The organism is Micromonospora sp. NBC_01638 (genome assembly GCF_045209745.1).
GTDB lineage: Bacteria > Actinomycetota > Actinomycetes > Mycobacteriales > Micromonosporaceae > Micromonospora.
On the sequence record NZ_CP109273.1, the window covers coordinates 3,292,665 to 3,317,233 of the forward strand.

Annotated in this window: 21 protein-coding genes; 16 read left to right on the forward strand and 5 right to left on the reverse strand. The window is 70.9% G+C overall.

Annotated features, from left to right (window positions below; translation table 11 throughout):
* Positions 1-118 precede the first annotated feature (118 nt).
* The 7 genes from OG811_RS15645 (at position 119) to ahcY (ending at position 8,068) form a co-directional block, all read left to right on the forward strand.
* On the forward strand, positions 119-1,192 hold the full coding sequence (locus OG811_RS15645) for a hypothetical protein (RefSeq protein ID WP_406075755.1): 1,074 nt from the start codon (positions 119-121) through the stop codon (positions 1,190-1,192).
* Positions 1,193-1,261: 69 nt separating this feature from the next.
* Positions 1,262-2,647 carry a phosphomannomutase/phosphoglucomutase gene (locus OG811_RS15650; RefSeq protein WP_406075179.1) on the forward strand — a complete coding sequence of 462 codons (1,386 nt, stop codon included), beginning with the start codon at positions 1,262-1,264 and terminating at the stop codon, positions 2,645-2,647.
* Positions 2,648-2,708: 61 nt separating this feature from the next.
* On the forward strand, positions 2,709-2,894 hold the full coding sequence (locus OG811_RS15655) for a Trm112 family protein (protein WP_007455824.1): 186 nt from the start codon (positions 2,709-2,711) through the stop codon (positions 2,892-2,894).
* Complete coding sequence (locus OG811_RS15660; RefSeq protein WP_406075182.1) at positions 2,891-4,087, forward strand: SIS domain-containing protein; 1,197 nt, start codon at positions 2,891-2,893, stop codon at positions 4,085-4,087. Before OG811_RS15655 ends, OG811_RS15660 begins: the two co-directional genes overlap by 4 nt.
* A 67-nt stretch (positions 4,088-4,154) precedes the next feature.
* Positions 4,155-5,162 (forward strand): cation diffusion facilitator family transporter, encoded by a 1,008-nt coding sequence (locus OG811_RS15665; protein ID WP_406075184.1) that lies wholly within the window; start codon positions 4,155-4,157, stop codon positions 5,160-5,162.
* 3 nt (positions 5,163-5,165) lie between these two features.
* Positions 5,166-6,329 carry a mannose-6-phosphate isomerase, class I gene (gene manA, locus OG811_RS15670; RefSeq protein WP_406075186.1) on the forward strand — a complete coding sequence of 388 codons (1,164 nt, stop codon included), beginning with the start codon at positions 5,166-5,168 and terminating at the stop codon, positions 6,327-6,329.
* A gap of 266 nt (positions 6,330-6,595) precedes the next feature.
* Positions 6,596-8,068, forward strand: coding sequence for an adenosylhomocysteinase (ahcY, locus tag OG811_RS15675; RefSeq protein ID WP_406075188.1), 1,473 nt, complete (start codon positions 6,596-6,598; stop codon positions 8,066-8,068).
* Positions 8,069-8,140: 72 nt separating this feature from the next.
* Here ahcY and OG811_RS15680 read toward each other — a convergent pair whose 3' ends face one another.
* Positions 8,141-8,299, reverse strand: a complete 159-nt coding sequence (locus tag OG811_RS15680; RefSeq protein ID WP_406075190.1) for a hypothetical protein — start codon at positions 8,297-8,299, stop codon at positions 8,141-8,143.
* Between the two features lie 171 nt (positions 8,300-8,470).
* On the opposite strand from OG811_RS15680, the gene efeU reads away from it, so the two are divergent.
* From efeU to hpf, 8 genes are all read left to right on the forward strand, one after another.
* Positions 8,471-9,370, forward strand: a complete 900-nt coding sequence (gene efeU / locus OG811_RS15685; RefSeq protein WP_406075192.1) for an iron uptake transporter permease EfeU — start codon at positions 8,471-8,473, stop codon at positions 9,368-9,370.
* A 23-nt stretch (positions 9,371-9,393) separates the two neighbouring features.
* The gene (gene efeO, locus OG811_RS15690) at positions 9,394-10,527 is read left to right on the forward strand and encodes an iron uptake system protein EfeO (protein WP_406075193.1); all 1,134 of its coding nucleotides are present in this window, start codon (positions 9,394-9,396) and stop codon (positions 10,525-10,527) included.
* A gap of 4 nt (positions 10,528-10,531) precedes the next feature.
* Positions 10,532-11,830, forward strand: a complete 1,299-nt coding sequence (efeB, locus tag OG811_RS15695) for an iron uptake transporter deferrochelatase/peroxidase subunit (protein WP_406075195.1) — start codon at positions 10,532-10,534, stop codon at positions 11,828-11,830.
* A gap of 226 nt (positions 11,831-12,056) precedes the next feature.
* Complete coding sequence (gene mtrA / locus OG811_RS15700) at positions 12,057-12,746, forward strand: MtrAB system response regulator MtrA (protein ID WP_406075197.1); 690 nt, start codon at positions 12,057-12,059, stop codon at positions 12,744-12,746.
* Positions 12,747-12,758: 12 nt separating this feature from the next.
* On the forward strand, positions 12,759-14,513 hold the full coding sequence (mtrB, locus tag OG811_RS15705; RefSeq protein ID WP_406075199.1) for an MtrAB system histidine kinase MtrB: 1,755 nt from the start codon (positions 12,759-12,761) through the stop codon (positions 14,511-14,513).
* The gene (locus OG811_RS15710) at positions 14,510-16,330 is read left to right on the forward strand and encodes an LpqB family beta-propeller domain-containing protein (RefSeq protein ID WP_406075201.1); all 1,821 of its coding nucleotides are present in this window, start codon (positions 14,510-14,512) and stop codon (positions 16,328-16,330) included. Before mtrB ends, OG811_RS15710 begins: the two co-directional genes overlap by 4 nt.
* A gap of 4 nt (positions 16,331-16,334) precedes the next feature.
* Positions 16,335-17,042 (forward strand): ComF family protein, encoded by a 708-nt coding sequence (locus OG811_RS15715; RefSeq protein WP_406075203.1) that lies wholly within the window; start codon positions 16,335-16,337, stop codon positions 17,040-17,042.
* Positions 17,043-17,284: 242 nt separating this feature from the next.
* Entirely contained in the window at positions 17,285-17,926 is a 642-nt protein-coding gene (gene hpf / locus OG811_RS15720; protein ID WP_406075205.1) for a ribosome hibernation-promoting factor, HPF/YfiA family, read from the forward strand.
* A gap of 64 nt (positions 17,927-17,990) precedes the next feature.
* Here hpf and OG811_RS15725 read toward each other — a convergent pair whose 3' ends face one another.
* Both OG811_RS15725 and OG811_RS15730 read right to left on the reverse strand, forming a co-directional pair.
* Entirely contained in the window at positions 17,991-19,103 is a 1,113-nt protein-coding gene (locus OG811_RS15725; protein WP_406075207.1) for a GNAT family N-acetyltransferase, read from the reverse strand.
* On the reverse strand, positions 19,103-20,251 hold the full coding sequence (locus OG811_RS15730; protein WP_406075209.1) for a GNAT family N-acetyltransferase: 1,149 nt from the start codon (positions 20,249-20,251) through the stop codon (positions 19,103-19,105). The genes OG811_RS15725 and OG811_RS15730 overlap by 1 nt, the downstream gene beginning before the upstream one ends.
* A gap of 168 nt (positions 20,252-20,419) precedes the next feature.
* Here OG811_RS15730 and secA point away from each other — a divergent pair, with 168 nt between their 5' ends.
* Positions 20,420-23,347 (forward strand): preprotein translocase subunit SecA, encoded by a 2,928-nt coding sequence (secA, locus tag OG811_RS15735; RefSeq protein WP_406075211.1) that lies wholly within the window; start codon positions 20,420-20,422, stop codon positions 23,345-23,347.
* Positions 23,348-23,568: 221 nt separating this feature from the next.
* Here secA and OG811_RS15740 read toward each other — a convergent pair whose 3' ends face one another.
* Together OG811_RS15740 and OG811_RS15745 are read right to left on the reverse strand one after the other, a co-directional pair.
* Positions 23,569-24,162: an Rv3235 family protein gene (locus OG811_RS15740; protein WP_406075213.1), complete on the reverse strand. Its 594-nt coding sequence runs from the start codon at positions 24,160-24,162 to the stop codon at positions 23,569-23,571.
* Positions 24,163-24,255: 93 nt separating this feature from the next.
* The gene (locus tag OG811_RS15745) at positions 24,256-24,483 is read right to left on the reverse strand and encodes a helix-turn-helix domain-containing protein (RefSeq protein WP_091393976.1); all 228 of its coding nucleotides are present in this window, start codon (positions 24,481-24,483) and stop codon (positions 24,256-24,258) included.
* Positions 24,484-24,569 lie beyond the last annotated feature (86 nt).

A 24,569-nucleotide genomic window follows, 5' to 3' on the forward strand; every position in this document is an offset into this window, starting at 1 on the left:
GGGCCGGGCCGTAAACCGTAACGCCGCACACATCCGGGCCGCTCTATCAGCGGCGGGGTGGGTGGGCCGGTAGTAACCTGACCCGCGAACCCCACCCGGGGAGGACGGTGAGGTGACCATGACGGTGCGTCGACGCGTGGCACGGCTGGCGACGGTCTGTGGTCTGGTGGGCGGCCTGCTGATGCTCGGTGCGTCGCCGGCGCTGGCTGACGAGGACTCGGTCCGGGTGGGTGCGGCCAGCAGCTTCGCCGCCGGTGGCTCCCCGCAGGGGGTGAACGTCGCGGTGCGCAAGCGCACCGACGGGTGCGTCCTGCTGCGTACCGCGCTGGTGCTGAGCCTTGAGGGTCTCCAGCCGAACCAGGTGACGGTCGAGGTCAACGCGGATAAGCGCTGGTTCCCGGTGGCCCTCACCGGCGGTGCCGGCAGCGTGGGGACCGCGCAGACGTCACCGGCGAAGCCGAAGCTGTGCAAGGGCAAGAGCATCACGGTGCGGTACCGGGTGGCGTTCGCCCCGGGTGTCCCGGGTGGCCGGCTCGCCGTCACCGGCGTGGGTGTCAGTGCGCTCGGTCAGGAGTTGGGTCGGGGCAGCGACTCGGCGAAGGTGACCGGAGCGCGGGTCACCCCGTCGCCGACTGTGACGCCGTCTGAGAAGCCGACGCCCACTCCAAGTCCGACCGAGGCCGCGACCGCCAACGACGCGGTGAATCCGGCGGCGCTGGGTGGCGTGTCCGCCGCGCCGAACACCACGGCAACCGCCGCCGAATCGTCCGGCGGCGGATCGCTGGTGATGTTCTTCGGCATCGTGATGGTGGCGGTCGGGCTGCTCCTCATCGTGCTGCTGTTCCGTCGCTCGCGACAGGACCGGACGCCGTCCGACGAGCCGCCCGGCACCCTGCCGGGCAACCCCGGCGGCACCACCTATCGCGCCGGCGGTGGGTCGCCGGCCGCGCCCGGTCGCCCTGGTCAGGTGTACGGCCAGCAGCAACCGGCCGCAGGATGGGGTGCCGTGCCATCCCCGCGCCCTGCCACCGGCGGGGTCTACGGTGCCCGGCCAGATGGTCCCGGTTCGGCCCCGGAGGCGACGCAGCCGATGCCGGGGTCACCCGGAGCCCGTCCGCTGCCAGGGAAACTGCCCGGGGATCCACCTACCGACGACGGTCACACTGTTTTCATGCCCAGGCTCCCCGGCTGAGCGGGGCTTGAGCTGGGCCCTCCGTTAGGCTCAGGTTCGGTGTCGACCTGCGGCCAAGGAGTGGAACACGTGTCTGATCTGTCCCAGATTGTGAAGGCGTACGACGTCCGAGGGACGGTGCCGGACCAGTGGGACGAACGGGTCGCCGAGGCACTGGGAGCCGCATTCACCCAGCTGCTCAACTCCACCGACGAGCCGGGTGACGCGGTCGTCGTCGGGTACGACATGCGGGCCACCTCGCCAGGGCTGGCCGCCGCGTTCGCCGCCGGCGTACGGGCCGAGGGGCGCTCGGTCATCGAGATCGGGCTCGCCTCCACCGACCTGCTCTACTTCGCCTCCGGCTCGCTCGACCTGCCTGGTGCGATGTTCACCGCCAGCCACAACCCCGCGCAGTACAACGGCATCAAGATGTGCCGCTCCGGCGCCCGTCCGATCGGCCAGGAGAGCGGTCTGGCGGAGATCCGGGAGCGGGCCCAGGCCCTGCTGGACTCGGGCGAAGCCCGCCCGGCCGGTGAGCCGACCCGGCCGGCCGAGCGGCGTGACCTGCTCCCCGACTACGCCGGCTACCTGCGCAAGCTGGTCGACCTCGCGGGCATCCGGCCGTTGAAGGTGGTCGTCGACGCCGGCAACGGGATGGGCGGCTTCACCGTCCCCTCGGTGCTGGGCGACGCCGCCCTGTCGCCGTTGCCGCTGGAGATCGTGCCGCTCTACTTCGAGCTGGACGGCACCTTCCCCAACCACGAGGCCAACCCACTGGATCCGGCGAACCTGGTCGACCTCCAGCGCGCGGTGGTCGAGCACGGGGCCGACATCGGGCTGGCCTTCGACGGTGACGCGGACCGGTGCTTCGTGGTGGACGAGCGCGGGGAGCCGGTCTCGCCGTCGGCGATCACGGCCCTGGTCGCCGCGCGTGAGCTGGCCAAGCACCCGGGTTCCACGGTGATCCACGGCCTGATCACCTCCAGCGCGGTTGCGGAGATCATCCGTGAGCACGGTGGGCAGCCGGTCGTCGCCCGGGTCGGGCACTCCTTCATCAAGGCGGAGATGGCCCGGACCAATGCCGTCTTCGGCGGCGAGCACTCCGCGCACTACTACTTCCGGGACTTCTGGTTCGCCGACACCGGGATGCTCGCGGCGATGCACACCCTGGCCGCGCTGGGCGAACAGTCGCTGCCACTGTCCGTGCTGGCCGGCGAGTACGAGCGCTACATCGCCTCCGGCGAGATCAACTCGACGGTGGCCGACCAGGCGGGGGCGGTGGCCGAGGTGCGGGCCGCGTACCCCGACGCGGTGACCGACGAGATGGACGGGCTCACCCTGCGTTTCCCCGACGGTGCCTGGTTCAACCTGCGCGCCTCCAACACGGAGCCGCTGCTGCGGCTCAACGTCGAGGCGCCCACCCGGGATCGGATGGTCTCGCTCCGGGACGACGTGCTCGACCGCGTTCGCCGATAAGATCGCCTGCGCCGGTCGGCACCGCCGCCGGTCAAGCCGCACACGTGGAAGGAGCCGGGCCATGGCCCTGGATCCGCAGTTGCTCGAGATTCTCGCCTGTCCGGACACGCACCACGCCCCGCTCACCTACGACGCCGAGGCGCAGACGTTGACCTGCACGGAGTGCGGCCGGATCTTCGAGGTCCGCGACGACGTGCCGGTGCTGCTGCTCGACGAGGCGCGCGGCGGCCCTGGGCAGCAATCATGATCGACGGTACGGCCGGGGTCAGCGGACGTCGGGACGCGGACGAGGCCCTGCTCGACAACCCGGAGGCGTTGGCCGAGCACGACCCGGGCGGCATGCTCCGGCACACGGCGTCGGCCGGTGCGCAGGTCCGCGAGAGTGCCGCACTGGCCGCCGAGGCGAACCTGGCGGTGCTCGCCGACGACGGGCGGCCCCGAGCCGTCGTGATCGCCGGCATCGGCACCGCGGGGCGTACCGGGGACGTGCTGGCCACGGTCGCCGGGCCACGCTGCCCCGTTCCGGTCATCGCGCACCGCAGCGCCGGCGTACCCGGATGGGTGGGCGCGGCCGACGTGGTGATCGCGGTGAGCGCGTCCGGTCGTAGCCCGGAGGCGCTCGGCGCCGCCGAGGCGGCGCACCGACGTGGTGCCCGACTGGTCGCCGTGGGTGCCCCCGACTCGCAGCTGCAATCAATCGCCGAGCAGGCCCGGGCGCCGTTCATCCCGGTGCCCCGGCGAGCCCCGGCTCGGGCCAGCCTCTGGGCGCTCACCGTGCCGGTCCTGCTCGCCGCCCGTTCCCTTGGGCTCGTGAAGGTCAACGAGGCGGACCTGGCGGAGACCGCGGCCCGGCTCGACGCGGATGCCGACCGCTGCCGGTCCGCCGCGGAGTCCTTCGTCAACCCGGCGAAGTCCCTGGCCCTGGCGCTGGCCGGCTCGATCCCGATCGTCTGGGGCTCGTCCCCGCTGGCCACCGTGGCGGCCCGCCGGTTCGGCGACACCCTCTCGGCCAACGCCCGCTACCCGGTGGTCACCGGAGCGCTCGGTGAGGCCGGCCGGGGCCGGGTCGGGCTGCTCGACGGCGTCTTCGGCGGCCTGGCCGAGGGGGAGCGGGACATCTTCGCCGACCCGGCGGAGGACGACGGCGAGGGCACCCGGCTGCGGCTGGTGCTGCTGCGCGACGGCGGGCTCAACGCCGAGGACGACACCGACGAGCCCTTCGCCGTCGAGGAGCGCCGCGCGGACGCGGTGCAGACCCTCGCCGAGCGCCGCGGCGTGCGGTGCGACGTGGTGACCGCCGAGGGCGGCTCCGCACTGGAGCGGCTGGCCTCGCTGATCGCCGTGCCGGATTTCGCCTCGGTCTATCTTGCCCTGGCCCACGGACTGGACCCGATGGCCGTGCCGGCCATCACCGAGATGAAGGAGCTGTCGAACCAGTGAGCGAACGTAGGGGGCGGTGCGCCATGCGCGGACCGATCGGCTTCGTTCGGCGGAGCGGAGCGGTCGCATGAGCGCCAACGGTGGGACGAAGGCGATTGTCGCCGCCCTGCTGGCCAACGTCGGCATCGCCGTCACCAAGTTCATTGCGTTCCTGCTCTCCGGCTCGTCGTCGATGCTGGCCGAGTCGGTCCACTCCGTCGCCGACTCCGGTAACCAGGCCCTGTTGCTGCTCGGCGGCAAGCGGGCGAAGCGGGCGGCCACCCCGGAGCACCCGTTCGGGTACGGCCGTGAGCGCTACATCTACGCGTTCATCGTGTCCATCGTGCTGTTCAGCATCGGTGGCCTGTTCGCGCTGTACGAGGCGTACCACAAGTGGGACCACAAGGAGGGCATCAAGTCCTGGCACTGGCTGCCGGTCGTCGTGCTGGTGGCGGCGATCATCATGGAGTCGTTCTCCTTCCGGACGGCCATCAAGGAGTCCAACCACATCCGGGGCAGCCAGTCCTGGGTGCGCTTCATCCGCCGGGCCAAGGCACCGGAGTTGCCGGTGGTGTTGCTGGAGGACTTCGGCGCGCTGGTCGGCCTGGTGTTCGCGTTGTTCGGCGTCGGCATGACGCTGATCACCGGCAATGGCCGGTGGGACGCCGCTGGCACCGCGATGATCGGCGTGCTGCTGGTGGTCATCGCGATCGTGCTGGCCATCGAGACGAAGAGCCTGCTGCTCGGTGAGGGCGCGGAGGCGTCCGAGCTGGCCGCCATCGAGCGGGCCGTGACCGACGGCCCCGAGGTGGAGCGGATCATCCACATGAAGACGCTCTACCTGGGGCCGGAAGAGCTGATGGTGGCCGCGAAGATCGCCGTCCCGGAATGGGAGAGCGCTCACGACCTGGCGAGTGGCATCAACGCCGTGGAGGCCCGGATCCGCGCGGCGGTGCCGATCGCCCGGGTCATCTACCTGGAGCCGGACATCTACAGCGTCGCCGCAGCCAAGGCCGGCACCGGCGCTGCCGCCGACACCGCGGTGCCGCAGCAGCAGGATGCGTCGGGCGAGGCGACCGGACGGCCCGAGGGCTGACGGGTGGAGCCACTGTACGGACCGATCCGGGACTACGCCTGGGGGTCCCGCTCGGCCATCGCTCTTCTCCAGGGGCGGCCGGTGCCCAGCGAGGGCCCGGAGGCAGAGCTGTGGTTGGGTGCCCACCCGGGCGCTCCGGCCAGCGTGGACCGTGCTGGTCTGCGGGTGAGCCTCTGCGACCTGGTGCGCGACGAGCCGGGGCAGTGGCTCGGCCAGCGGGTGTCCGAGCGGTTCGGCAGCCGGCTGCCGTTCCTGCTCAAGGTCCTCGCCGCCGACGCTCCGCTGAGCCTGCAGGCCCACCCGGACGCCGAGCAGGCCCGGGCCGGCTACGCGGCGGAGGCGGGGCGTCCCGAAGGGCGGCGCAACTACTCCGACCCGCACCACAAGCCGGAGTTGCTGGTCGCGCTCACCCCGTTCGAGGCGCTGTGCGGTTTCCGGGCCCCGGCGGAGTCGGCCGAGGCGTTCGCCGCGTTCGGCGTACCGGAGTTGGCGCCGGTGGTCGCCGCGTTGCACGCCGGGCCGGAGGGGTTGCGGACGGCGATGCGGACGCTGCTCGGCTGGCCGGTCGCGGAGCGCGACGAGTTGTTGGGTTCCGTGCTGGCGGCGTCGGCCGGCGGCCCGGACGCGCAGCTGGTCCGTCGTCTGGCCACGGCGTACCCGGGGGATCCGGGCGCGCTGGTGGCGCTGCTGCTGCACCACGTGCGGCTGGTGCCGGGGGAGGCGATCTGGATGCCCGCCGGCAATCTGCACGCCTACCTGAGTGGCTGTGGAGTGGAGATCATGGCGGCCAGCGACAACGTGCTGCGCGGCGGTCTGACCCCGAAGCGGGTGGACGTCGACGAGTTGCTGCGGGTGCTGCGCTTCGAGGTGCTCGACGATCCGGTCCGGGCCGCGCAGCCGGTCGGCCCTGGGGTGGACTGGTGGCCGGTGCCGGTGGACGACTTCGCGCTGCACCGGGTCCGGGTCGGCGCGGCGGTGCTCTCGGTCACGCTGCCGCTGCCCGGTCCCCGGGTGGTGCTCTGCAGTTCCGGCTCGATCACGGTGGACGATGGGGCGGGGGCGTTGACGCTCGCGTCCGGTCAGGCGGCGATCGGCGACGCGGCCGGCGAGCCGCTGCGGATCAGCGGCGCCGGCGAGGCGTACGTGGCGACGTCCGGGCTGCACTGACACCGACACAAGTCCGACTTTCCCGGAATAGCTTGACGTCACCCTGCCCGAGTGTGACTCTATGAATACGCAGCGTTATCGTGACGACGGTCCGAGAACGTGCGGGGGAACCAAACCGGGGGGATGCGCGGGGCGGGCGGGACGTGGGCGGGTAAGTCCGTTCATCACCGACCGCCCCGTGCGCTGTCCGTGGACCGTCGCCGATGCCGGTCGTCGGCGCGCGTAAGGTGGAGAGTCGGCGCAGACATCGTTCGACAGGAGCTTTTATGACCAGCACCCTCCCGGCCAGGCCGAGCACGCTTGCCGACGGCGACTTCAAGGTGGCGGATCTGTCGCTCGCCGAGTTTGGGCGTAAAGAGATCCAGCTTGCCGAGCACGAGATGCCCGGCCTGATGGCGATCCGTCGGGAGTTCGCCGAGGCGCAGCCGCTCGCCGGCGCGCGGATCACCGGCTCGCTGCACATGACCATCCAGACTGCCGTCCTGGTCGAGACGTTGGTCGCGCTCGGCGCGCAGGTGCGCTGGGCGTCGTGCAACATCTTCTCCACCCAGGACCACGCCGCTGCGGCGACCGTCGTCGGCCCGAACGGCACCCCCGAGGCCCCCGCCGGTGTCCCGGTGTACGCCTGGAAGGGCGAGAGCCTGCAGGAATACTGGTGGTGCACCGAAAAGGTGCTGGTGTGGCCGGACGGCCAGGGCCCGAACATGATTCTCGACGACGGCGGTGACGCCACCCTGCTCGTACACAAGGGCGCCGAGTTCGAGCGAGCCGGTGTCGTCCCGCCGGTCGAGTCCGCCGACTCCGAGGAGTACGCGGTCATCCTCGAGGTGCTGCACCGCTCGCTCGCCGAGGACGGCCAGCGCTGGACCGGGATCTCCGCCGGCATCAAGGGCGTGACCGAGGAGACCACCACGGGCGTGCACCGGCTCTACGAGATGCACCGCGCTGGCACCCTGCTTTTCCCGGCCATCAACGTCAACGACTCGGTGACCAAGAGCAAGTTCGACAACAAGTACGGCTGCCGCCACTCGCTGATCGACGGCATCAACCGGGCCACCGACGTGCTGATCGGCGGCAAGATGGCGGTCGTGCTCGGCTACGGCGACGTGGGCAAGGGTTGCGCCGAGTCGCTGCGCGGCCAGGGCGCCCGGGTCGTGGTGACCGAGGTGGACCCGATCTGCGCGCTGCAGGCCGCGATGGACGGCTACCAGGTCGCCACCCTGGACGACGTGGTCGAGCAGGCGGACATCTTCATCACCGCCACCGGCTGCTTTGACGTCATCACCAACGAGCACATGGCCCGGATGAAGCACCAGGCCATCGTCGGCAACATCGGCCACTTCGACAACGAGATCGACATGGCCGGCCTGGCCAAGCGTTCCGACGTCGAGCGGGTCAACATCAAGCCGCAGGTCGACCTGTGGCGCTTCGCCGACGGGCACGCCATCATCGTGCTGTCCGAGGGCCGTCTGCTGAACCTGGGCAACGCGACCGGGCACCCGAGCTTCGTGATGTCGAACTCGTTCGCCAACCAGACGATCGCCCAGATCGAGCTGTTCACCAAGACCGAGGACTACCCGATCGGCGTCTACGTGCTGCCCAAGCACCTGGACGAGAAGGTGGCCCGGCTGCACCTGGGCGCGCTCGGCGCCAAGCTGAGCACGCTGACCAAGGAACAGGCCACGTACCTGGGTGTCTCCACGGAGGGTCCGTTCAAGCCGGATCACTACCGCTACTGATCGACGTCTCTTCGACCGGGTCGGCTGTTCGCAGCCGGCCCGGTTCGTCGTTTCCGCCTGTGGGTCGCGGGCTCAGCCCGAACGAGGGCCGCGGCGGGCGGGGCGGAACCATGTCCAGACGCACCAGGCCAGCCAGCCGACTGAAACGACGGTGGCCAGCGCTCGCAGGCGCAGCGCGCTGAGCAGCAGCACCACGGCCAGCACCGTCAGCCACGGCAGGAATCCCTTCACGGCGGAGATCCTTCCACAGCCGATGGGGGGGGTGGCCCGCCGTCCGGGCGGTCGAGGAGACCTTCTCGGGTGAGTGAGCTTGTCGTGAACGACTTGACGAGGGCCCCGGGTCGGGAGAAAGGTATGCCTGCCCTAAGTTAGCTGAGGCATGCCTATCAACTCGGAGCCCGGATGTTCGCCACCTACCTGATCGGCCTGCGGGAAGGCCTGGAAGCGACCCTGGTGGTCAGCATCCTGGTCGCCTTCCTGGTGAAGTCGCAGCGCCGGGACCGGTTGCCCCAGGTCTGGGCCGGCGTCGGCCTGGCCGTGGCGCTGTCGGTGCTCTTCGGCTGGCTGATCGAATACACGTCCACCTCGCTGCTGGCCCGCTCCGACGACCGGGAGTTGTTCGAGGCGATCACCTCCGTCGCCGCCGTGGTCTTCGTCACCTGGATGATCTTCTGGATGCGCCGGGCCGCCCGGACCATCGCCGGTGAGTTGCGGGGCAAGCTCACCGAGGCGCTGGCCGTCGGGTCCCTCGCGGTCGCCGGCATGGCCTTCCTCGCGGTGATCCGCGAGGGCCTGGAAACCGCGCTGATCTTCTACTCGGCCGCCCAGGGCGCGTCCGGCGACAGCGGGCCGCTGCTCGCGCTGATCGGCGGCATCGGCACCGCCGTGGTGCTCGGCGTGCTGCTCTACGCCAGCGCCCTGCGGATCAACCTCACCAGGTTCTTCACCTGGACCGGCGTGCTGCTGATCCTGGTCGCCGCCGGCATCCTCAAGTACGGCGTGTACGACTTCCAGGAGGCCGGTGTCCTACCCGGCCTGAACAACCTGGCCTTCGACATCACCACCACGCTCGACCCGAGCACCTGGTACGCCGCCCTGCTCGCCGGCATGTTCAACGTGACTCCCGCGCCCACCGTGCTGGAGACGATCGCCTGGGTCGGGTACGCCGTGCCGGTCCTTCTGCTCTTCCTGCGACCGGCCCGGCGCAAGCCGGCACCCACCGCGACCACCACCCCCGTCACCGAGCGCGGAGCCGACACCGGCACCGAGGCCGAGTCGGCGTCCACGCCGCAGCGCGGCTGACCCCACGAGGAGAGACAGCTCAGATGCGTACCACCCAGTTTTTCGCGCTGGCTGCCGCCGGCGTGCTGGCGACGGCCGGTGTGGCCGGCTGCTCCGACTCCGACAAGGGTGACTCGGCTGGGGCCGGCGGCCCGATCGTGGTCAAGGCCAGCGACACCGCCTGCGAGGTCGGCTCGACCGAGCTGGGTGCCGGCACCGTCACCTTCAAGATCACGAACTCGGGTGCGAAGGTCACCGAGTTCTACGTGTATGCCGACGGTGACCGCGTGCTGGGCGAGGTGGAGAACATCGCCCCCGGGTTGAGCCGTGAGCTGCACGTGGAGTTGCCGGCCGGCACGTACGAGACGGCCTGCAAGCCCGGGATGAGCGGCAAGGGCATCCGGGGTGCACTCAAGGTCAGCGGGTCGGCGCAGCCGCTCACCGCCGACGCAGCGCTGGCTGATGCCACGGACAACTACCAGCGCTACATCAAGAGCCAGACCGCTGCGCTCCTGGACAAGACCGAGGAGTTCGTCGGCGCGGTCAAGGCCGGGGATGTCGCGAAGTCCAAGGCGCTCTACCCGGTCGCCCGCACCTACTGGGAGCGGATCGAGCCGGTGGCCGAGATCTTCGGCGACCTCGACCCCAAGATCGATGGCCGCGAGGAGGTCGTCGAGGAGGGGATGGAGTTCACCGGCTTCCACCGGATCGAGAAGGACCTCTGGCAGTCCGGCGACATCAGCAAGGACGGCCCGATCGCCGACCGCCTGCTGGCCGACGTCAAGGAGATCGTGGCCAAGGCCAACGCCGAGAAGCTCTCCCCGCTCCAGCTCGCCAACGGTGCCAAGGAACTGCTTGACGAGGTGGCCAGCGGCAAGATCACCGGCGAGGAGGACCGCTATTCGCACACCGACCTGTGGGACTTCGCCGCCAACCTCGAAGGTTCCAAGGCCGCCGTGTCCGCTCTCCGCCCGGCGCTGCAGCAGCGCTCGCCGGAGCTGGTCACGCAGCTGGACACCGAGTTCGCCAACGTCGAGGCACTGCTCGGCAAGCACCGGGACGGCGACGGGTGGAAGCTGCACACCGCGCTGAGCAAGACCGAGCTCAAGGAGCTCTCTGACGGGATCAACGCGCTCGCCGAGCCGATCAGCAAGGTCGCCGCGGCCGTCGCAAAGTGACCACATGGCAGAAAGGGTCGAGTCGATGAGCGGGAGCAGGTTGACCCGGCGCCGGGCGATCACGCTCGCCGGCGCCGGAGTGGCCGGGGTCGCCGGGGTGGCGGTCGGCGCGGGAGCCTTGGTGAACGGCTCCCGTGGCCCGGCCGCAGCGAGTGACCACCTGGCCGGGGCGGTGCCGTTCCATGGTGAGCACCAGGCCGGCATCGTCACCCCGGCGCAGGACCGGCTGCATTTCGTCGCCTTCGACGTGATCACCAAGGACCGGGCCCGGTTGGTCGGGCTGCTCGAGGAGTGGACGGCCGCCGCCGCCCGGATGACCTCGGGGCGGGACGCCGGGGTGCTCGGCGCGGTCGGCGGGATGCCGGAGGCCCCACCGGACGACACCGGTGAGGCGCTCGGCCTGCCCCCGTCGCAGCTCACCCTGACGATCGGCTTCGGGCCGACGCTGTTTCGCGACGCCGACGGACGGGACCGCTTCGGCCTCGCCGATCGGCGACCCGCCGCCCTTGCCGAGCTGCCGAAGTTCCCCGGCGACGCGTTGCAGCCGCAGCTCTCCGGCGGCGATCTCTGCGTGCAGGCGTGCGCCAACGATCCGCAGGTGGCGGTGCACGCGATCCGTAACCTGGCCCGGCTCGGCATGGGCGTGGTGAGCGTCCGCTGGTCGCAGCTCGGCTTTGGTCGCACCTCGTCGACCTCCCGCGACCAGGCCACCGCGCGCAACCTGTTCGGGTTCAAGGACGGTACGGCCAACCTCAAGGCCGAGGACACCGACCTGCTGCGCGACCAGTTGTGGGTGCAGCCGGGCGACGGGCCGGACTGGATGGCCGGAGGTTCTTACCTGGTCACCCGCAAGATTCGGATGCTCGTGGAGACCTGGGACCGGACCTCGCTGGCCGAGCAGGAGGAGATCGTCGGCCGCGCCAAGGGCAGCGGTGCCCCGCTCGGTCGGACCAACGAGTTCGACGAGCCGGACTTCGCCGCGCACCGCGCGGACGGCAAGCCGGTGATCGCTGAGCACGCCCACGTCACGTTGGCCCACCCGAGTCGGAACAACGGCGCCCAGTTGCTGCGCCGGGGCTACAACTTCGTCGACGGCTCGGACGGTCTCGGTCGGCTCGACGCTGGCCTCTTCTTCATCGCCTACCAGCGCGATCCGCGCCGCCAGTTCGTGCCGATCCAGACCCAGTTGGCTCGGCATGACGTGATGAACGAGTACCTGCGGCACGTCTCCAGTGGGGTGTTCGCCTGCCCACCGGGGGTACGCGACGGCGGGGACCACTGGGGGCGGGCGCTCTTCGGCTGACCGTCGTCCGGTTGGCGACAGCGGGATCGGCCCGGGCTGCGGTGGCGCCGGGCACCGCCGAAGGGGGATCATGGTGGCAGCCCGGCCCGGGATTCATCCGTGCGCCCGGCACCGCAGCACGTGGCGCCGCCGCCGCGGGTCGCGGTGACAGGTTCCTCGGCGGCATTATGCGTCAACCGGCAGACGTCGGTCCCACCGAACTGAATGAGGATGCAATATTAATCCCATGAGAGCCCGCGTACTGGTGGTCGACGATGACCCTGCGCTCGCTGAGATGCTCGGCATCGTGCTGCGCAGCGAGGGTTTCCTGCCCTCGTTCGTGGCGGACGGCGAGCGAGCGTTGGCCGCATTTCGCGACAGCCGTCCCGATATCGTGCTGCTTGACCTGATGCTGCCCGGTATGAGTGGTATCGACGTCGCCCGGTCGATCCGGACGGAGTCCGGAGTGCCGATCGTCATGCTGACCGCCAAGAGCGACACCGTGGACGTCGTGCTCGGTCTGGAGTCCGGTGCCGACGATTACGTGGTCAAGCCGTTCAAGCCCAAGGAACTGGTCGCCCGCATGCGGGCACGGCTGCGCCGAGGCGAGGACGTGGCCCCCGAGATGTTGACCATCGGGCCGCCCGACAACCAGATCACCATCGACGTGCCCGCGCACACCGTCAGCCGCAACGACGAGGAGGTGAAACTGACTCCGCTGGAGTTCGACCTGCTGGTCGCGCTCGCCCGCAAGCCACGTCAGGTCTTCACCCGCGAGGTGCTGCTGGAGCAGGTCTGGGGCTACCGGCACGCGGCCGACACCCGTCTGGTCAACGTGCACGTCCAGCGGTTGCGGGCCAAGATCGAGCCGGACCCGGAGCGACCGGAAATCATCCTCACCGTGCGGGGCGTGGGCTACAAGGCGGGGACCGGATAGCCTGGTCGCACTGTGTCGACCTCCCCGCCCCCGCACCCCCCGAGCACGGCTGCCCGCCGGCCCAGCGCCGGCGGGGACCTGTGGCACGCCGTGAGCGGCCGGGTCGCCCGGGTCGTGGCCCGGGTGCACCAGACCTGGCGCCGCTCGCTACAGGTCCGGGTCGTGACCATCACGCTTGTCGCGTCCAGTCTGTTGGTCGGCGGGTTCGCGTTCCTGATCGCCGACAAGATCACCACCATCCTGCTCGACAACGCCCGCAGCGACGTCCGGCAGCGGGTGACCAGCGGCGCCAGCTACGCGGCCAAGCAGGTCTCCCTCTACGGCCAGCCGCAGGAGGCGCAGCTCCAGCAGACCATCGACGGCACGGTCAACTACCTGGCCGGTGGCGACCCCCAGCAGACCAGCGGGGTGGTGGTGGCGATCACGGCCGACGGCTATCCCAACGACATCCAGACGCGCACCGCGCCATCCGCGAACGTCCAGCTGCTGATCAGCCCGGAGCTGCGGGCCGCGATCGCCGACGGCAAGGTGGCCAGCCAGATCCGCACCGGGCGGCTCACCGGTGAGTCGACCAAATATCTGGTCTACGGCTCACCGGTGCCCACCCGCTTCGGTCAGATCGAGCTCTATTACCTGGTGCCGTTGAGCCGGCAGGACGTCACCGCCGCCGACGCCCGTGCCACCGTGGTGGCCACCGGGGTCGCCCTGGTGATCCTGCTCGGGCTGCTCGCGGCGCTGGTCACCCGGCTGGTGGTCAACCCGGTCCGGGTGGCCGCACGGACCGCCCAGCGGCTCTCCGCCGGTCTGCTCGACCAGCGCATGGTGGTCAACGGTGAGGACGACCTCGCCCTGCTCGCGGCCTCGTTCAACCAGATGGCCACCAACCTGCAACGGCAGATCCTGCGCCTGGAGGAGATGTCCCGGTTGCAGCGCCGCTTCACGTCCGACGTCTCGCACGAGCTGCGTACCCCGCTGACCACGGTCCGGATGGCCGCTGACCTGATCTTCGCCGAGCGCGACGGGTTCGACCCGGCGGTGGCCCGCAGCGCCGAGCTGCTCCAGACCGAGTTGGACCGCTTCGAGGAGCTGCTCACCGACCTGTTGGAGATCAGCCGCTTCGACGCGGGCTTCGCCATGCTGGACTCCGAGCCGACCGACCTGGTGCCGGTGGTGCACCGGGTGGTCGATCGGCTGGCCGGCCTGGCCGAGCGCGTGGGCGTGCCAATCGAGCTCGACCTGCCGGGCACGCCGGTGATCGCCGAGGTCGACCCGCGCCGGGTCGAGCGGGTGTTGCGCAACCTGGTCGGCAACGCCGTCGAGCACGGCGAGGCCCGCCCGGTGCTGATCGCCCTCGGCCTCGACGAGACCGCGGTGGCGATCACCGTTCGCGACCGCGGTGTGGGGCTCAAGGCGGGCGAGGAGAAGTTGGTGTTCAACCGGTTCTGGCGGGCGGACCCGTCCCGGGCTCGGCAGACCGGGGGCACCGGGCTGGGCCTGTCGATCAGCCTGGAGGACGCCCGGTTGCATGGTGGTTGGCTGGAGGCGTGGGGTGCTCCCGGGCAGGGCGCGCAGTTCCGACTCACGCTGCCAGCCCGGGCTGGTGACCGGCTGACCACCTCGCCGTTGCGGCTGGTGCCGGCCGACGCCGCGCTGCCGTTCGGCCCCCGCGACGGTGGTCCGCTGGCCATCGGGCCCGGCACCGACGGGGCGTTGGCGATCGGCCCAGCTTCGGGCGGGGACGGGCAGCGGGCGGAGGTGCGCTCGTGAGACGGCTGACTCTGCTCGGGGCGTTCGGTGTGGTGTTGCTGCTGCTGGGTGCCGGTTGCGGCATCCCGGCGGCGTCCGACGTGCGGGTGGACGGCAAGGTCGGGGCCGCGACGGAGGCCGGCGTGGTCGACGGCCCGGGCAGTGAGCCGCCGACGCGGACGGCCAGCGGCAGCCTCAACGAGGTGTTCGTGCGCAACTTCCTGTCCGCCGCCGCCGGCGAGCCGGACCGGGCGTACGAGCGGGTCAAGGCGTTCATCGCCCCGGAGGACAAACCCCGCCTGCAGGACAAGAAGGGCAGCGAGGTCGCGCTGAACGTGGTCCGGCTGCGCGAGGCGGTCTACACCCTCAACAGCGACTCGACCACCACGGTGAAGATCACGGTGCAGCAGATCGGGGTGCTGCGGGCCAACGGCATCCTGGCTCCGCCGGTGGCGACCGAGACGCAGTACGAGTTCGGGCTCCGCAGCGCGACGTTCGACAACGGAGCCAACGACGAGCGGGCCGGCCTGTACGTCCTCAACCCGCCGAACGTGCTGCTGCTCAGCGACGACGCCCTCAAACAGTATTACCAGGACGAGTCGATCTACTTCTGGAGTTCCGACCGCACCCGGCTGGTGCCCGACCAGCGCTACCGGCCGCTGGCGGTGCCAAACGAGCGCCGGGTCAACGAAGTGGTGAAATGGCTGGTCGGCGGTCCGTCCGACTGGTTGCGCCCGGGTGTCGTCGGGCTACCCGACCGCACCGAGCTGATCAACAACGCCACCGGCGCCAACGGTCGGTGGGAGATCAACCTGGACATGTCCGGTGACGACCAGCACGGGATCGACCAGCTGATCACGCAACTCGCCTGGTCGTTGGGCGACCTGCCGGGCGAGGTGGAGTTGAAGATCCGCAACAACTCGCAGCCCGTACAGGACCTGGACGAGCGGCGGAACTCCCACCAGCTCTACCCGAACACCGCGAGCCCGCAGCGGTTCGGCGTGTACGACGGCGCGATCCACCCGATCGACTTCGGCAGCGAACTCAGCGGCGTGGTGCCGCTGGCGCCCGAGGTCAACCGCAACATCGTCTCCGCCGACCTCGCGCTGGGCAAGGATCGGCGGATCCTCGCCGCGATGGTGGTGACCGGCAGCAGCAAGAACCGGTACCGACTGGCGGTGGGCACGGGCGCCGAACCGGTCTCCGTGATCAGCCGCAGCGGCACCGAGTACTCGTCGATGAGCCGCCCGGTCTGGCTGCGTACGGTTGACTCCCGCCCCGGCCGCGGCCTGGTCGTGGCCGACGGGCAGCTCTTCCGGTTCGATGAGGCGGCCCGGATGTACCCGGTGCCGCTCAACCTGGCCTCCGCCGACGTCACCGCGGTGGCCGCCGCGCTGGACGGCCAGCGGGTCGCGCTGATCGGCGGCGGCCGGCTCTACGTCGCGGCGGTCAACCCGGACGGCGGCGGGGTCTCCATCGGCCCGCCCAGACAACTGGCCACCTCGCTGACCGGCCTCACGGCGGTCGACTGGGGCCGGGAGGACCGGCTGGTGGTGGCCGGGTCGGCGGGCCAGCAGGCGATCTACGAGATCAGCGTGGAGGGCGCCCTGGAGACGCCCCTGCGGACCGACGTGGGAGCCAAGGTCAACCACCTGACGGCGTTCCCGACCAGCCGCAGCGTGCGGGTGCCCAGCGGGGCCTACATGTACGAGGCGAACGGGGTCGCCTACCGCAGCAGCCCGTTCGAACGGATCGAGCCCGACCGTATGCGGGGCATCGCCCCGGTGCCGAACGGCGTCCGCCCGAGCAACCCGTCGGCACCGTTCTTCCTCTACTGATGTCGTGAGCGGGCTCTGGGCGGACCTCGCCGACCTGGTACTCCCCGCCGACTGCGCGGGTTGTCGGGAGCGCCGGCCCGGCCTGCGGCACGGGGTCTGCCCGGCCTGCGTCGCGGCGTTGGGCGCGCTGCGCCCACGATCGGTCCGCCCCACCCCCGCCCCTCCGGGCCTGCCGTCCTGCGTCGCACTCGGCCCGTACGCCGGCCCGCTGCGGGAGGCTCTGCTGGCGTACAAGGAACACGGCCGGCACGGGTTGGCCCGCCCGCTCGGCGCACTGCTCGCGGAGGCCGTCGCGGCGGCGGTCGGCGTGGCTCGTCCGCTGGTGCTGGTCCCGGTCCCGGACACTGCGGCGGCGGCCCGGTCCCGTTACGGCGATCACCTGGACCGGCTGGCCCGGCACTGTGCCGCCCGGCTCAACCGGGGCGGCTGGGCGGTGCGGGTGCACCGTCCGCTGCGTGCCCTGCCCCGGCCCGACTCGGTCACCCTGGACAGCGCCGGGCGGGCGGCGGCGGCCGAGGCCGCGTTCCAGCCCCGCTCCACCACGCCGAGTTGGGGTCGTGCCGCGGGCGTGGCACCGGTCGTGGTGCTGCTGGACGACATCGTCACCACCGGCGTCACCCTGGCCGCCGCAACCAGGGTGCTGACGGCGACCGGGTGGGCACCGAGAGTCGCCGTGGTGCTCGCCGCGACCGAGAAGAGACACCTCTCGTAACCGTTCGTGTTTCCGTTTCACCCGTTGGTGTATGAGCTGCGAAAATTCCTGGGCGGTCTCGGCAACATGGGGTGACGGGCGGGCAAACAAGAGTTAGCGTTTCGTTGTCGGGGGTAGGAGTTGTTCCACCCGCCTCCGGCGGTGAAAGGAGGCGTAGCCGTACCAACCGGTCGACGCCAGCGGGTCTCCCCACGGTGCGACCGGGTTACTGGATCGAAGACCGTCCGAAAAAGGGAGGTCACGTGGACATCGTGGTCAAGGGCCGAAACGTCGAAGTGCCGGACCATTACCGGGTGCACGTAGCCGAGAAACTCGCAAAGATCGAACGCTACGACCACAAACTTATCCGAGTCGATGTCGAGCTGTTTCACGAGCGCAATCCGCGCCAGGCCGACCACTGCCAGCGGGTGGAGATCACCTGCGTTTCGCGGGGCCCGGTGATGCGGGCCGAGGCCTGCACGAACGACTTCTACAGCGCGCTCGACGCGGCCATCGCGAAGCTCGACACCAGGCTGCGCCGCGCGGCCGACCGCCGCCGCGTACACCGGGGTCGGCACGCGCCGATCTCCGTCGCCGAGGCCACCGCGGGCCTGCCGGTCGCGGACCTGGTGGCCACCCCACAGTTGAGCGCGCCGGGTGACGGCGCCCGCGCCGGCACCACCGTCATCGAGCGGGTCGAGGAGGAGTACGACGACCAGCAGCCGTGGCACATCGCCCGGGAGAAGGTGCACCCGGCGGAGCCGATGACGATCGACGACGCGCTGTTCGAGATGGAACTGGTCGGTCACGACTTCTACCTGTTCCAGGACAAGGAGTCCGGCCGCCCCAGCGTCGTCTACCGGCGCCACGCGTACGACTACGGCATCATCTCCCTCGCCACCTGACCGGTAGCCGACCGCGTTGATCGTGGAGTTGTGGTGGGAGCTCCCACCACAACTCCACGATCTGTCAGCGGAGGTCGGAGGGGAGCAGCGCGAAGGTCAGGTCGTCCAGCCGGGCCCCGGCCAGCCCGGGCAGACGGCCGCGCTGCAGAGCCTCACGCTGGAACCCGACCCGCTCCAGCACGCGATGCGACGCGGTGTTGTCCGGCACCGTGCCGGCGGTCAGTCGGGCCATACCGGCCGGACCGAAGGCCCAGCCCGCGAGCAGGCGGACCGCCCGTGTCGCGTACCCCCGGCCGCGCCAGTCGGGCAGCAGCGCGTAGCCGACCGACGCCTCGCCAGCGGCCACGTCGGTGAACGACAACCCGCAACTGCCCGCCGGCGTCCCGCTGGCCACGTCCGTGATCAGCAGCCGGGCGATCTCGCCGGTCAGCCAGCCGCTCTCGGTGAAGCGGCAGCGTCGCTCGATCGCCTCCCGCGTCGGCGGCACGGGCGGTGCCTGGTTCGCCACCACGTCGGGTCGGCTGTGCAGCCGGTACATCAGGTCCGCATCGTTGGGCGCGAGCCGGCGCAGGGCCACCACCTGATCGGTGAGCACCCCGCCGGGCAGGTCGGGCAGCAGTCGGGCGGTCGGGCCGGCCGGATCGTCGGTGAGGCGCACCCAGGCCAGCAGATCATGCCGGCCCGCGTCGCCGGACGAACCCGCTGACCAGCGCAAACCCTCGTAGCGGAAGCCGGCGGCCAGCGCGGCCCGCTGGCTCGGGCCGTTCTCTGGGTGGGTGAGCAACTCCAGTCGGACCGTCCCGGTGGCGAAGGCGTGCTCGCTCAGCGCGCGGGTGGCTGCGGCGGCCAGTCCGCGCCCGCGCGCCGCCGGCCGCACCCAGTAGCCGATCTCGGCCTGACGCCGAGCGGGCACCGGGTTGCTGAGCCCCACCGCGCCGAGCATCCGGTCGGTGGCGGGGTCCGCCACGGCGTACGCGGCACCGCCGCCGGCCCAGACCGCCGGGGCGCCGGCGTCGATCCACCAGCGGGCGTCGGTCTCGGTGTACGGCGTCGGCAGGCCCGAGATGAACCGCTGGGTCCGCGGGTCCGCGCAGCCGTCGACCACGTCGGCGGTGTCCTCGGCGCGAAAGGGACGCAGCCGCACCCCGTACGCCTCGATGACCTGCCGCAGGGCCATCACAGGTCCCCGGCGAGCAGCGCGGCCACCCACACGTCGACCCGTTCGCCCCGGTGCTGCACCCCGTCCCGGGCAGTGCCCTCGAACGTGAAGCCCGCCTTCTCCGCCACCCGGCGGGAGGCGTTGTTGCCCACGTTCGCCTTCCACTCGATCCGGGCCAGGCCCAGCGTGCTGAAGCCCCAGGCGCAGAGCGCGACCAGCGCGGCCGGCAGGTAGCCCCGGCCCCGGGCCGCCGGGGCGGCCATGAAGCCCACGTCGGCCAGCAGCGCGTCGGCGGGGGAGAGCCGCAGGTCGAGCGAGCCCGCGTACCGGTCGTCCGGGTCGCCGATCGTGAAGCAGGCGGCGTCGCCCCGGGCCCAGGCTTCCTGGCTGTAGACCTGGTATCCCTGCGCGTCGGCGCGCTCGTACGGGTCCGGCACGGTCGTCCAGCGGATGGTGTCGGGGTCCCGGCAGGTCTGCACCACGGCGTCGAGGTCCTGCTCCTCCATCGGCCGCAGGCGCAGCTCGCCAGCCCCGGCCGTGGCGAACAGGATGGGCTGCGGGCGGCCGAAGACGGCGGCCCGCCGGGCGGCGAGGGTGCCCGGACCGGCCGGCCCGGTCGACCCGGGCGCGGGCACCTCGCCGGGCAGCAGCGAGCCGATCCAGCCGTCGGCGCCCGACGGCAACGCCGGGTCGGCCAGCCGCAGCCGGCCGTCGATCCGGAAGCCGGCCCGGAGTGCGACCAGCCGGGAGGCGTGGTTGCCCACCTCGGCCTGCCAGATCAGCCGGCGCAGCCCGAGGGTGTCGAAGGACCAGCGGGCCACCGCCCTGGTGGCCCGGACCAGCACTCCCCGGCCGCGCGCCCAGGGGGCCGTCCAGTAGCCGATCTCACCGGTGCCGGCGCGGTCGATGGAGATCAACCCGCACGAGCCGAGCAGTTCGCCCGTCGCCGGATCACAGACCGCGAACGGCGCACCGGTGCCCTCCGCCCAGGCCGTCCTGCTCATCTCGGTGACGAAGCCGAGAGCGTGTTCGGGTAGATACGGGCGCGGCACGGTCGTCCAGCGCTGAATGTCCGGGTCCTGGCATGCTTTGTGCACGGCGTCGGCGTCGGCGTCCCGCCAGGGCCGCAGCAGCACGCCGTCCTCGGTGATCTCGACGGGCTCCACTCGTGCATCGTGCCGCAACGTTCGCCGACGGCGTAACCGGATTACGTCCGAGGCGCATCTGGTACGTGAGTTATGTCGGGTTCGGCGACATGGACCGCCGCTACCAGTGACCATCACGCCGATGGAGCGCCTACGATGGTTCGAGACCGTCTAGGGGAGCGTTGATCCGTGTCGATTTTGGAAAAGGTCCTTCGCGCAGGCGAGGGCCGTATGGTGCGCCGGCTGAAGGCCATCGCCGCCGCCGTCAACTCGATCGAGGACGACTACGTCAACCTCAGCGACGAGGAACTGGCCGGCATGACCGAACAGTTCCGGGAGCGGCTCGCCGACGGGGAGACCCTCGACGACCTGTTGCCGGAGGCGTTCGCGGTGGCCCGCGAGGCATCCGCCCGTGTGCTGGGCCAGCGCCCGTACGACGTCCAGGTGATGGGCGGTGCGGCGCTGCACTTCGGCAACATCGCCGAGATGAAGACCGGTGAGGGCAAGACGCTGACCTCGGTCATGGCCGTCTACCTCAACGCGCTGTCCGGCAAGGGCGTGCACGTGATCACGGTCAACGACTACCTCGCCCAGCGGGACGCCGCCTGGATGGGCCGGGTGCACGAGTTCCTCGGGCTGACCGTCGGCGTGGTGCTGCCCAACCGGCCGGCCACCGACCACCGTGCCGCGTACGACTGCGACATCACCTACGGCACCAACAACGAGTTCGGCTTCGACTACCTGCGCGACAACATGGCCTGGTCGAAGGACGAGTTGGTGCAGCGCGGGCACAACTTCGCGGTTGTCGACGAGGTCGACTCCATCCTGATCGACGAGGCACGGACCCCGCTGATCATCTCCGGCCCGGCCGAGCACTCGGCCCGCTGGTACGGCGAGTTCTCCGGCGTGGTCGCCCGGCTTCAGGCCGGCACCGACGGCGAGGGCGACTACGAGGTCGACCACTCCAAGCGCACCATCGCGGTGACCGAGCGTGGTGTCGCCAAGGTTGAGGACCGACTCGGCATCGACAACCTGTACGAGTCGGTGAACACGCCGCTGGTCGGCTACCTCAACAACGCCATCAAGGCCAAGGAGCTCTACAAGCGGGACAAGGACTACATCGTCAGCGACGGTGAGGTCCTGATCGTCGACGAGTTCACCGGTCGCATCCTGCACGGCCGCCGCTACAACGAGGGCATGCACCAGGCGATCGAGGCCAAGGAGGGGGTGGAGATCAAGCAGGAGAACCAGACCCTGGCCACCATCACCCTCCAGAACTACTTCCGCCTCTACGCGAAGCTGTCCGGGATGACCGGTACGGCGCAGACCGAGGCAGGCGAGTTCAACAAGGTCTACAAGGTCGGCGTCGTGACGATCCCGACCCACCGCCCGATGGTCCGCGAGGACCGGCCGGACGTCATCTACAAGACGGAGAAGGCCAAGTTCAACGCGGTCATCGAGGACATCGCCGAGCGGCACCAGTTGGGCCAGCCGGTGCTGGTCGGCACCGTCTCGGTGGAAAACTCCGAGATCCTCTCCCAGTTGCTGCGGCGGCGGGGCATCCCGCACAACGTGCTGAACGCCAAGTTCCACGCACGGGAGGCCGAGATCGTCGCCCAGGCCGGGCGTAAGGGCGCGGTCACCGTGGCCACCAACATGGCCGGCCGTGGCACTGACATCCTCCTCGGCGGCAACGCCGAGTTCCTCGCCGCGAACGAGCTGCGCCAGCGCGGCCTCGACCCGCTGGAAAACGAGGACGAGTACGCCAAGGCGATGGAGGAGGTCCTGCCCAACTGGAAGCAGGCCTGCGACGCCGAGGCGGACGAGGTCTCCGCCGCCGGTGGCCTCTACGTGCTCGGCACCGAGCGGCACGAGTCCCGGCGGATCGACAACCAGCTGCGCGGTCGCGCTGGCCGGCAGGGTGACCCGGGCGAGTCCCGGTTCTACCTGTCCCTGCAGGACGAGCTGATGCGGCGCTTCCGGGCCGGCGCGGTCGAGGCGGTGATGGAGCGCTTCAACATCCCGGAGGACGTGCCCATCGAGTCGAAGATGGTCACCCGGCAGATCAAGAGCGCCCAGGCCCAGATCGAGGGCCAGAACGCCGAGATCCGCAAGAACGTGCTCAAGTACGACGAGGTGCTCAACAAGCAGCGCCAGGTCGTCTACGCCGAGCGGCTCCGGGTGCTCAACGGTGAGGACCTCTCCGACCAGGTCCGCAACATGATCGACGATACCGTCGAGGCGTATGTGCGGGGTGCCACCTCCGACGGCTACGGCGAGGACTGGGACCTTGAGCAGCTCTGGTCCAGCCTCAAGCAGCTCTACCCGGTCGGCGTGACGATCGAGGAGCTTGAGGAGGAGGCCGGCGGCTCCCGGGCCGGCATGGACGCCGACTTCCTGGTCTCCCGCCTCAAGGACGACGCGAACGCCGCGTACGACCGGCGCGAGGAGCAGGTCGGCACCGAGGGGGTGCGCCAACTCGAGCGGATGGTGCTGCTCCAGGTCATCGACCGTAAGTGGCGCGAGCACCTCTACGAGATGGACTACCTCCAGGAGGGCATCAACCTCCGGGCGTACGCCCAGCGCGACCCGGTGGTGGAATACCAGCGCGAGGGCTTCGACATGTTCGCCACCATGATGGAGGGCATCAAGGAGGAGACGGTCGGTTTCCTCTACAACGTCGACGTCCAGGTGACCGAACCGGAGCCGGATGCGGGGTCCGAAGAGGTCGCGCTGCTCGACAAGCCGGTGGAGATCCGGGCCAAGGGCCTCAACCAGGCCCCGCGGCGGCAGGGCCTGCAATACTCCGCTCCCACCATCGACGGTGAGGCCAGCCCTGGCGCAGTTGCCGTCGAGCAGGCCGAGCAGCAGGCTCCGGCGCTCGGTGTGGGCCGACCGGCCTCGGGTGCTCCGGCGGCGCCGGGGCAGAGTGCGCCGTCCGCCCCGCAGCGGCCGGCCTCCGGGCTGCGCGGCCCGGCGCTCCCGTCGGCCGGCTCCCGTCGGCCGGCACCGAACCAGGCGGAGGCGAGCAACGGCCCGTCCCGCAATGCGCCGTGCCCGTGTGGCTCGGGCCGCAAGTACAAGCGCTGCCACGGCGCCCCCAACGGCGGCAACTGACCGACAGCACCTGACCGACGGGTCCCGGCCGACGAGGCCGGGGCCCGTCGGCGTCTCCAGCGCGTCCGGCTCCGCACCCCATGATCACCTCGGCTGCACGGAAAGCGGGGTGTCTGGGCCGCCAGCCGATGCCCCAATTTCCCGGAACCCGAGTCGATCAACCCACGCCCGACCCTGCCCGGCACCCGCGTCCGGGTTGGGACCGTCCGGGTCGGCTGTGGTCAGAGGACGTGCAGGGCGGTGCAGAGCCAGCGGCCCCGGCGATGCTCCAGGCGCAGCGCCATCGCCCAGCTCCGACCACCGGCGCTGGTAAGGACGGCTGCCGCCTCCACCGCGGCTTTCTTGGGCTCACAGACGCGCAGGCGGAGCAGCCGGACCACTGGCCGGCCGGCGCGGCGGCGAGGTGCCCCGGCCCGCCCGGACGCGCGGGCCAACTCGGTCAGCAGGTCACCCGCTCGGGCCGGGTCCAGCAGTGCCCGCACCTGTGCCGGCGAACGGTAGCCGTTGACGACCTCCAGGCAGGTGCCGACGAAGCGATGCGCGGCCCGGGTGGATTCCGGGGCGGTCGCCGGCGGTAAGGGCGTGATCGGGTGGGTGGTGGACCGGCTGGGCACCGGGCGGAGGGCGGCCCGGCGATCCGGCGGCCGGACGGGGTCTGGCCGGGTCGAGGCGAACAGGTCGAGGGCGAGCTGACCGTGGGTCGGCGCTGGCCAGTACGGCCCGTCGGTCTCGTCAGCGTATGGCGGGTCGATGGGCGGGACGGGGCGCAGCCGCACGGGTGGCCGGGAAGGACCGGGTCGCGCCTCGCTCATCATGGTCCCCTTGATCTTGCGTTTACCTTCGTTTGCTTCCGACAAGCTCGATTCTGGGCGATGAAGTGGCCTCGGTCAATGGGCCGGGCGGGGTGCTTACTCCGGGTCGCGGTCGACCAGCGGGTTGCTCTGCACCCAGTCGGCGGTCTCGTCGTACTTGCGCGCTATGTACTCCTCCAGGCGAGCGCGCTCGACGCGCCACTGGCCGCGTCCGCCGATCTTGATCGCCGGCAGTTCGCCGCTGCGCACCATGTGGTAGACCTGCGAGTCCGACACGTTCAGCTCGGTGGCAACGTCGGAGAGCAGCAGGAACCTCGGCTCCACAGAAACTCCCGGGGTTGATGTCGTTTGACTCAGTTTGCCACCGACAGCCCGTGCCGCCCAGCACCCGGACGGCCCTGGCGGCAGGC

Bases quoted from the DNA above. Each gene is read 5' to 3' on its own strand.
- OG811_RS15665 (WP_406075184.1), top strand. From the start codon at position 4,155: ATGAGCGCCAACGGTGGGACGAAGGCGATTGTCGCCGCCCTGCTGGCC.
- efeU (WP_406075192.1), top strand. From the start codon at position 8,471: ATGTTCGCCACCTACCTGATCGGCCTGCGGGAAGGCCTGGAAGCGACC.
- mtrA (WP_406075197.1), top strand. From the start codon at position 12,057: ATGAGAGCCCGCGTACTGGTGGTCGACGATGACCCTGCGCTCGCTGAG.
- ahcY (WP_406075188.1), top strand. From the start codon at position 6,596: ATGACCAGCACCCTCCCGGCCAGGCCGAGCACGCTTGCCGACGGCGAC.
- OG811_RS15660 (WP_406075182.1), top strand. From the start codon at position 2,891: ATGATCGACGGTACGGCCGGGGTCAGCGGACGTCGGGACGCGGACGAG.
- OG811_RS15655 (WP_007455824.1), top strand. From the start codon at position 2,709: ATGGCCCTGGATCCGCAGTTGCTCGAGATTCTCGCCTGTCCGGACACG.
- OG811_RS15740 (WP_406075213.1), bottom strand. From the start codon at position 24,162: ATGATGAGCGAGGCGCGACCCGGTCCTTCCCGGCCACCCGTGCGGCTG.
- OG811_RS15645 (WP_406075755.1), top strand. From the start codon at position 119: ATGACGGTGCGTCGACGCGTGGCACGGCTGGCGACGGTCTGTGGTCTG.
- OG811_RS15725 (WP_406075207.1), bottom strand. From the start codon at position 19,103: ATGGCCCTGCGGCAGGTCATCGAGGCGTACGGGGTGCGGCTGCGTCCC.
- efeO (WP_406075193.1), top strand. From the start codon at position 9,394: ATGCGTACCACCCAGTTTTTCGCGCTGGCTGCCGCCGGCGTGCTGGCG.
- efeB (WP_406075195.1), top strand. From the start codon at position 10,532: ATGGCAGAAAGGGTCGAGTCGATGAGCGGGAGCAGGTTGACCCGGCGC.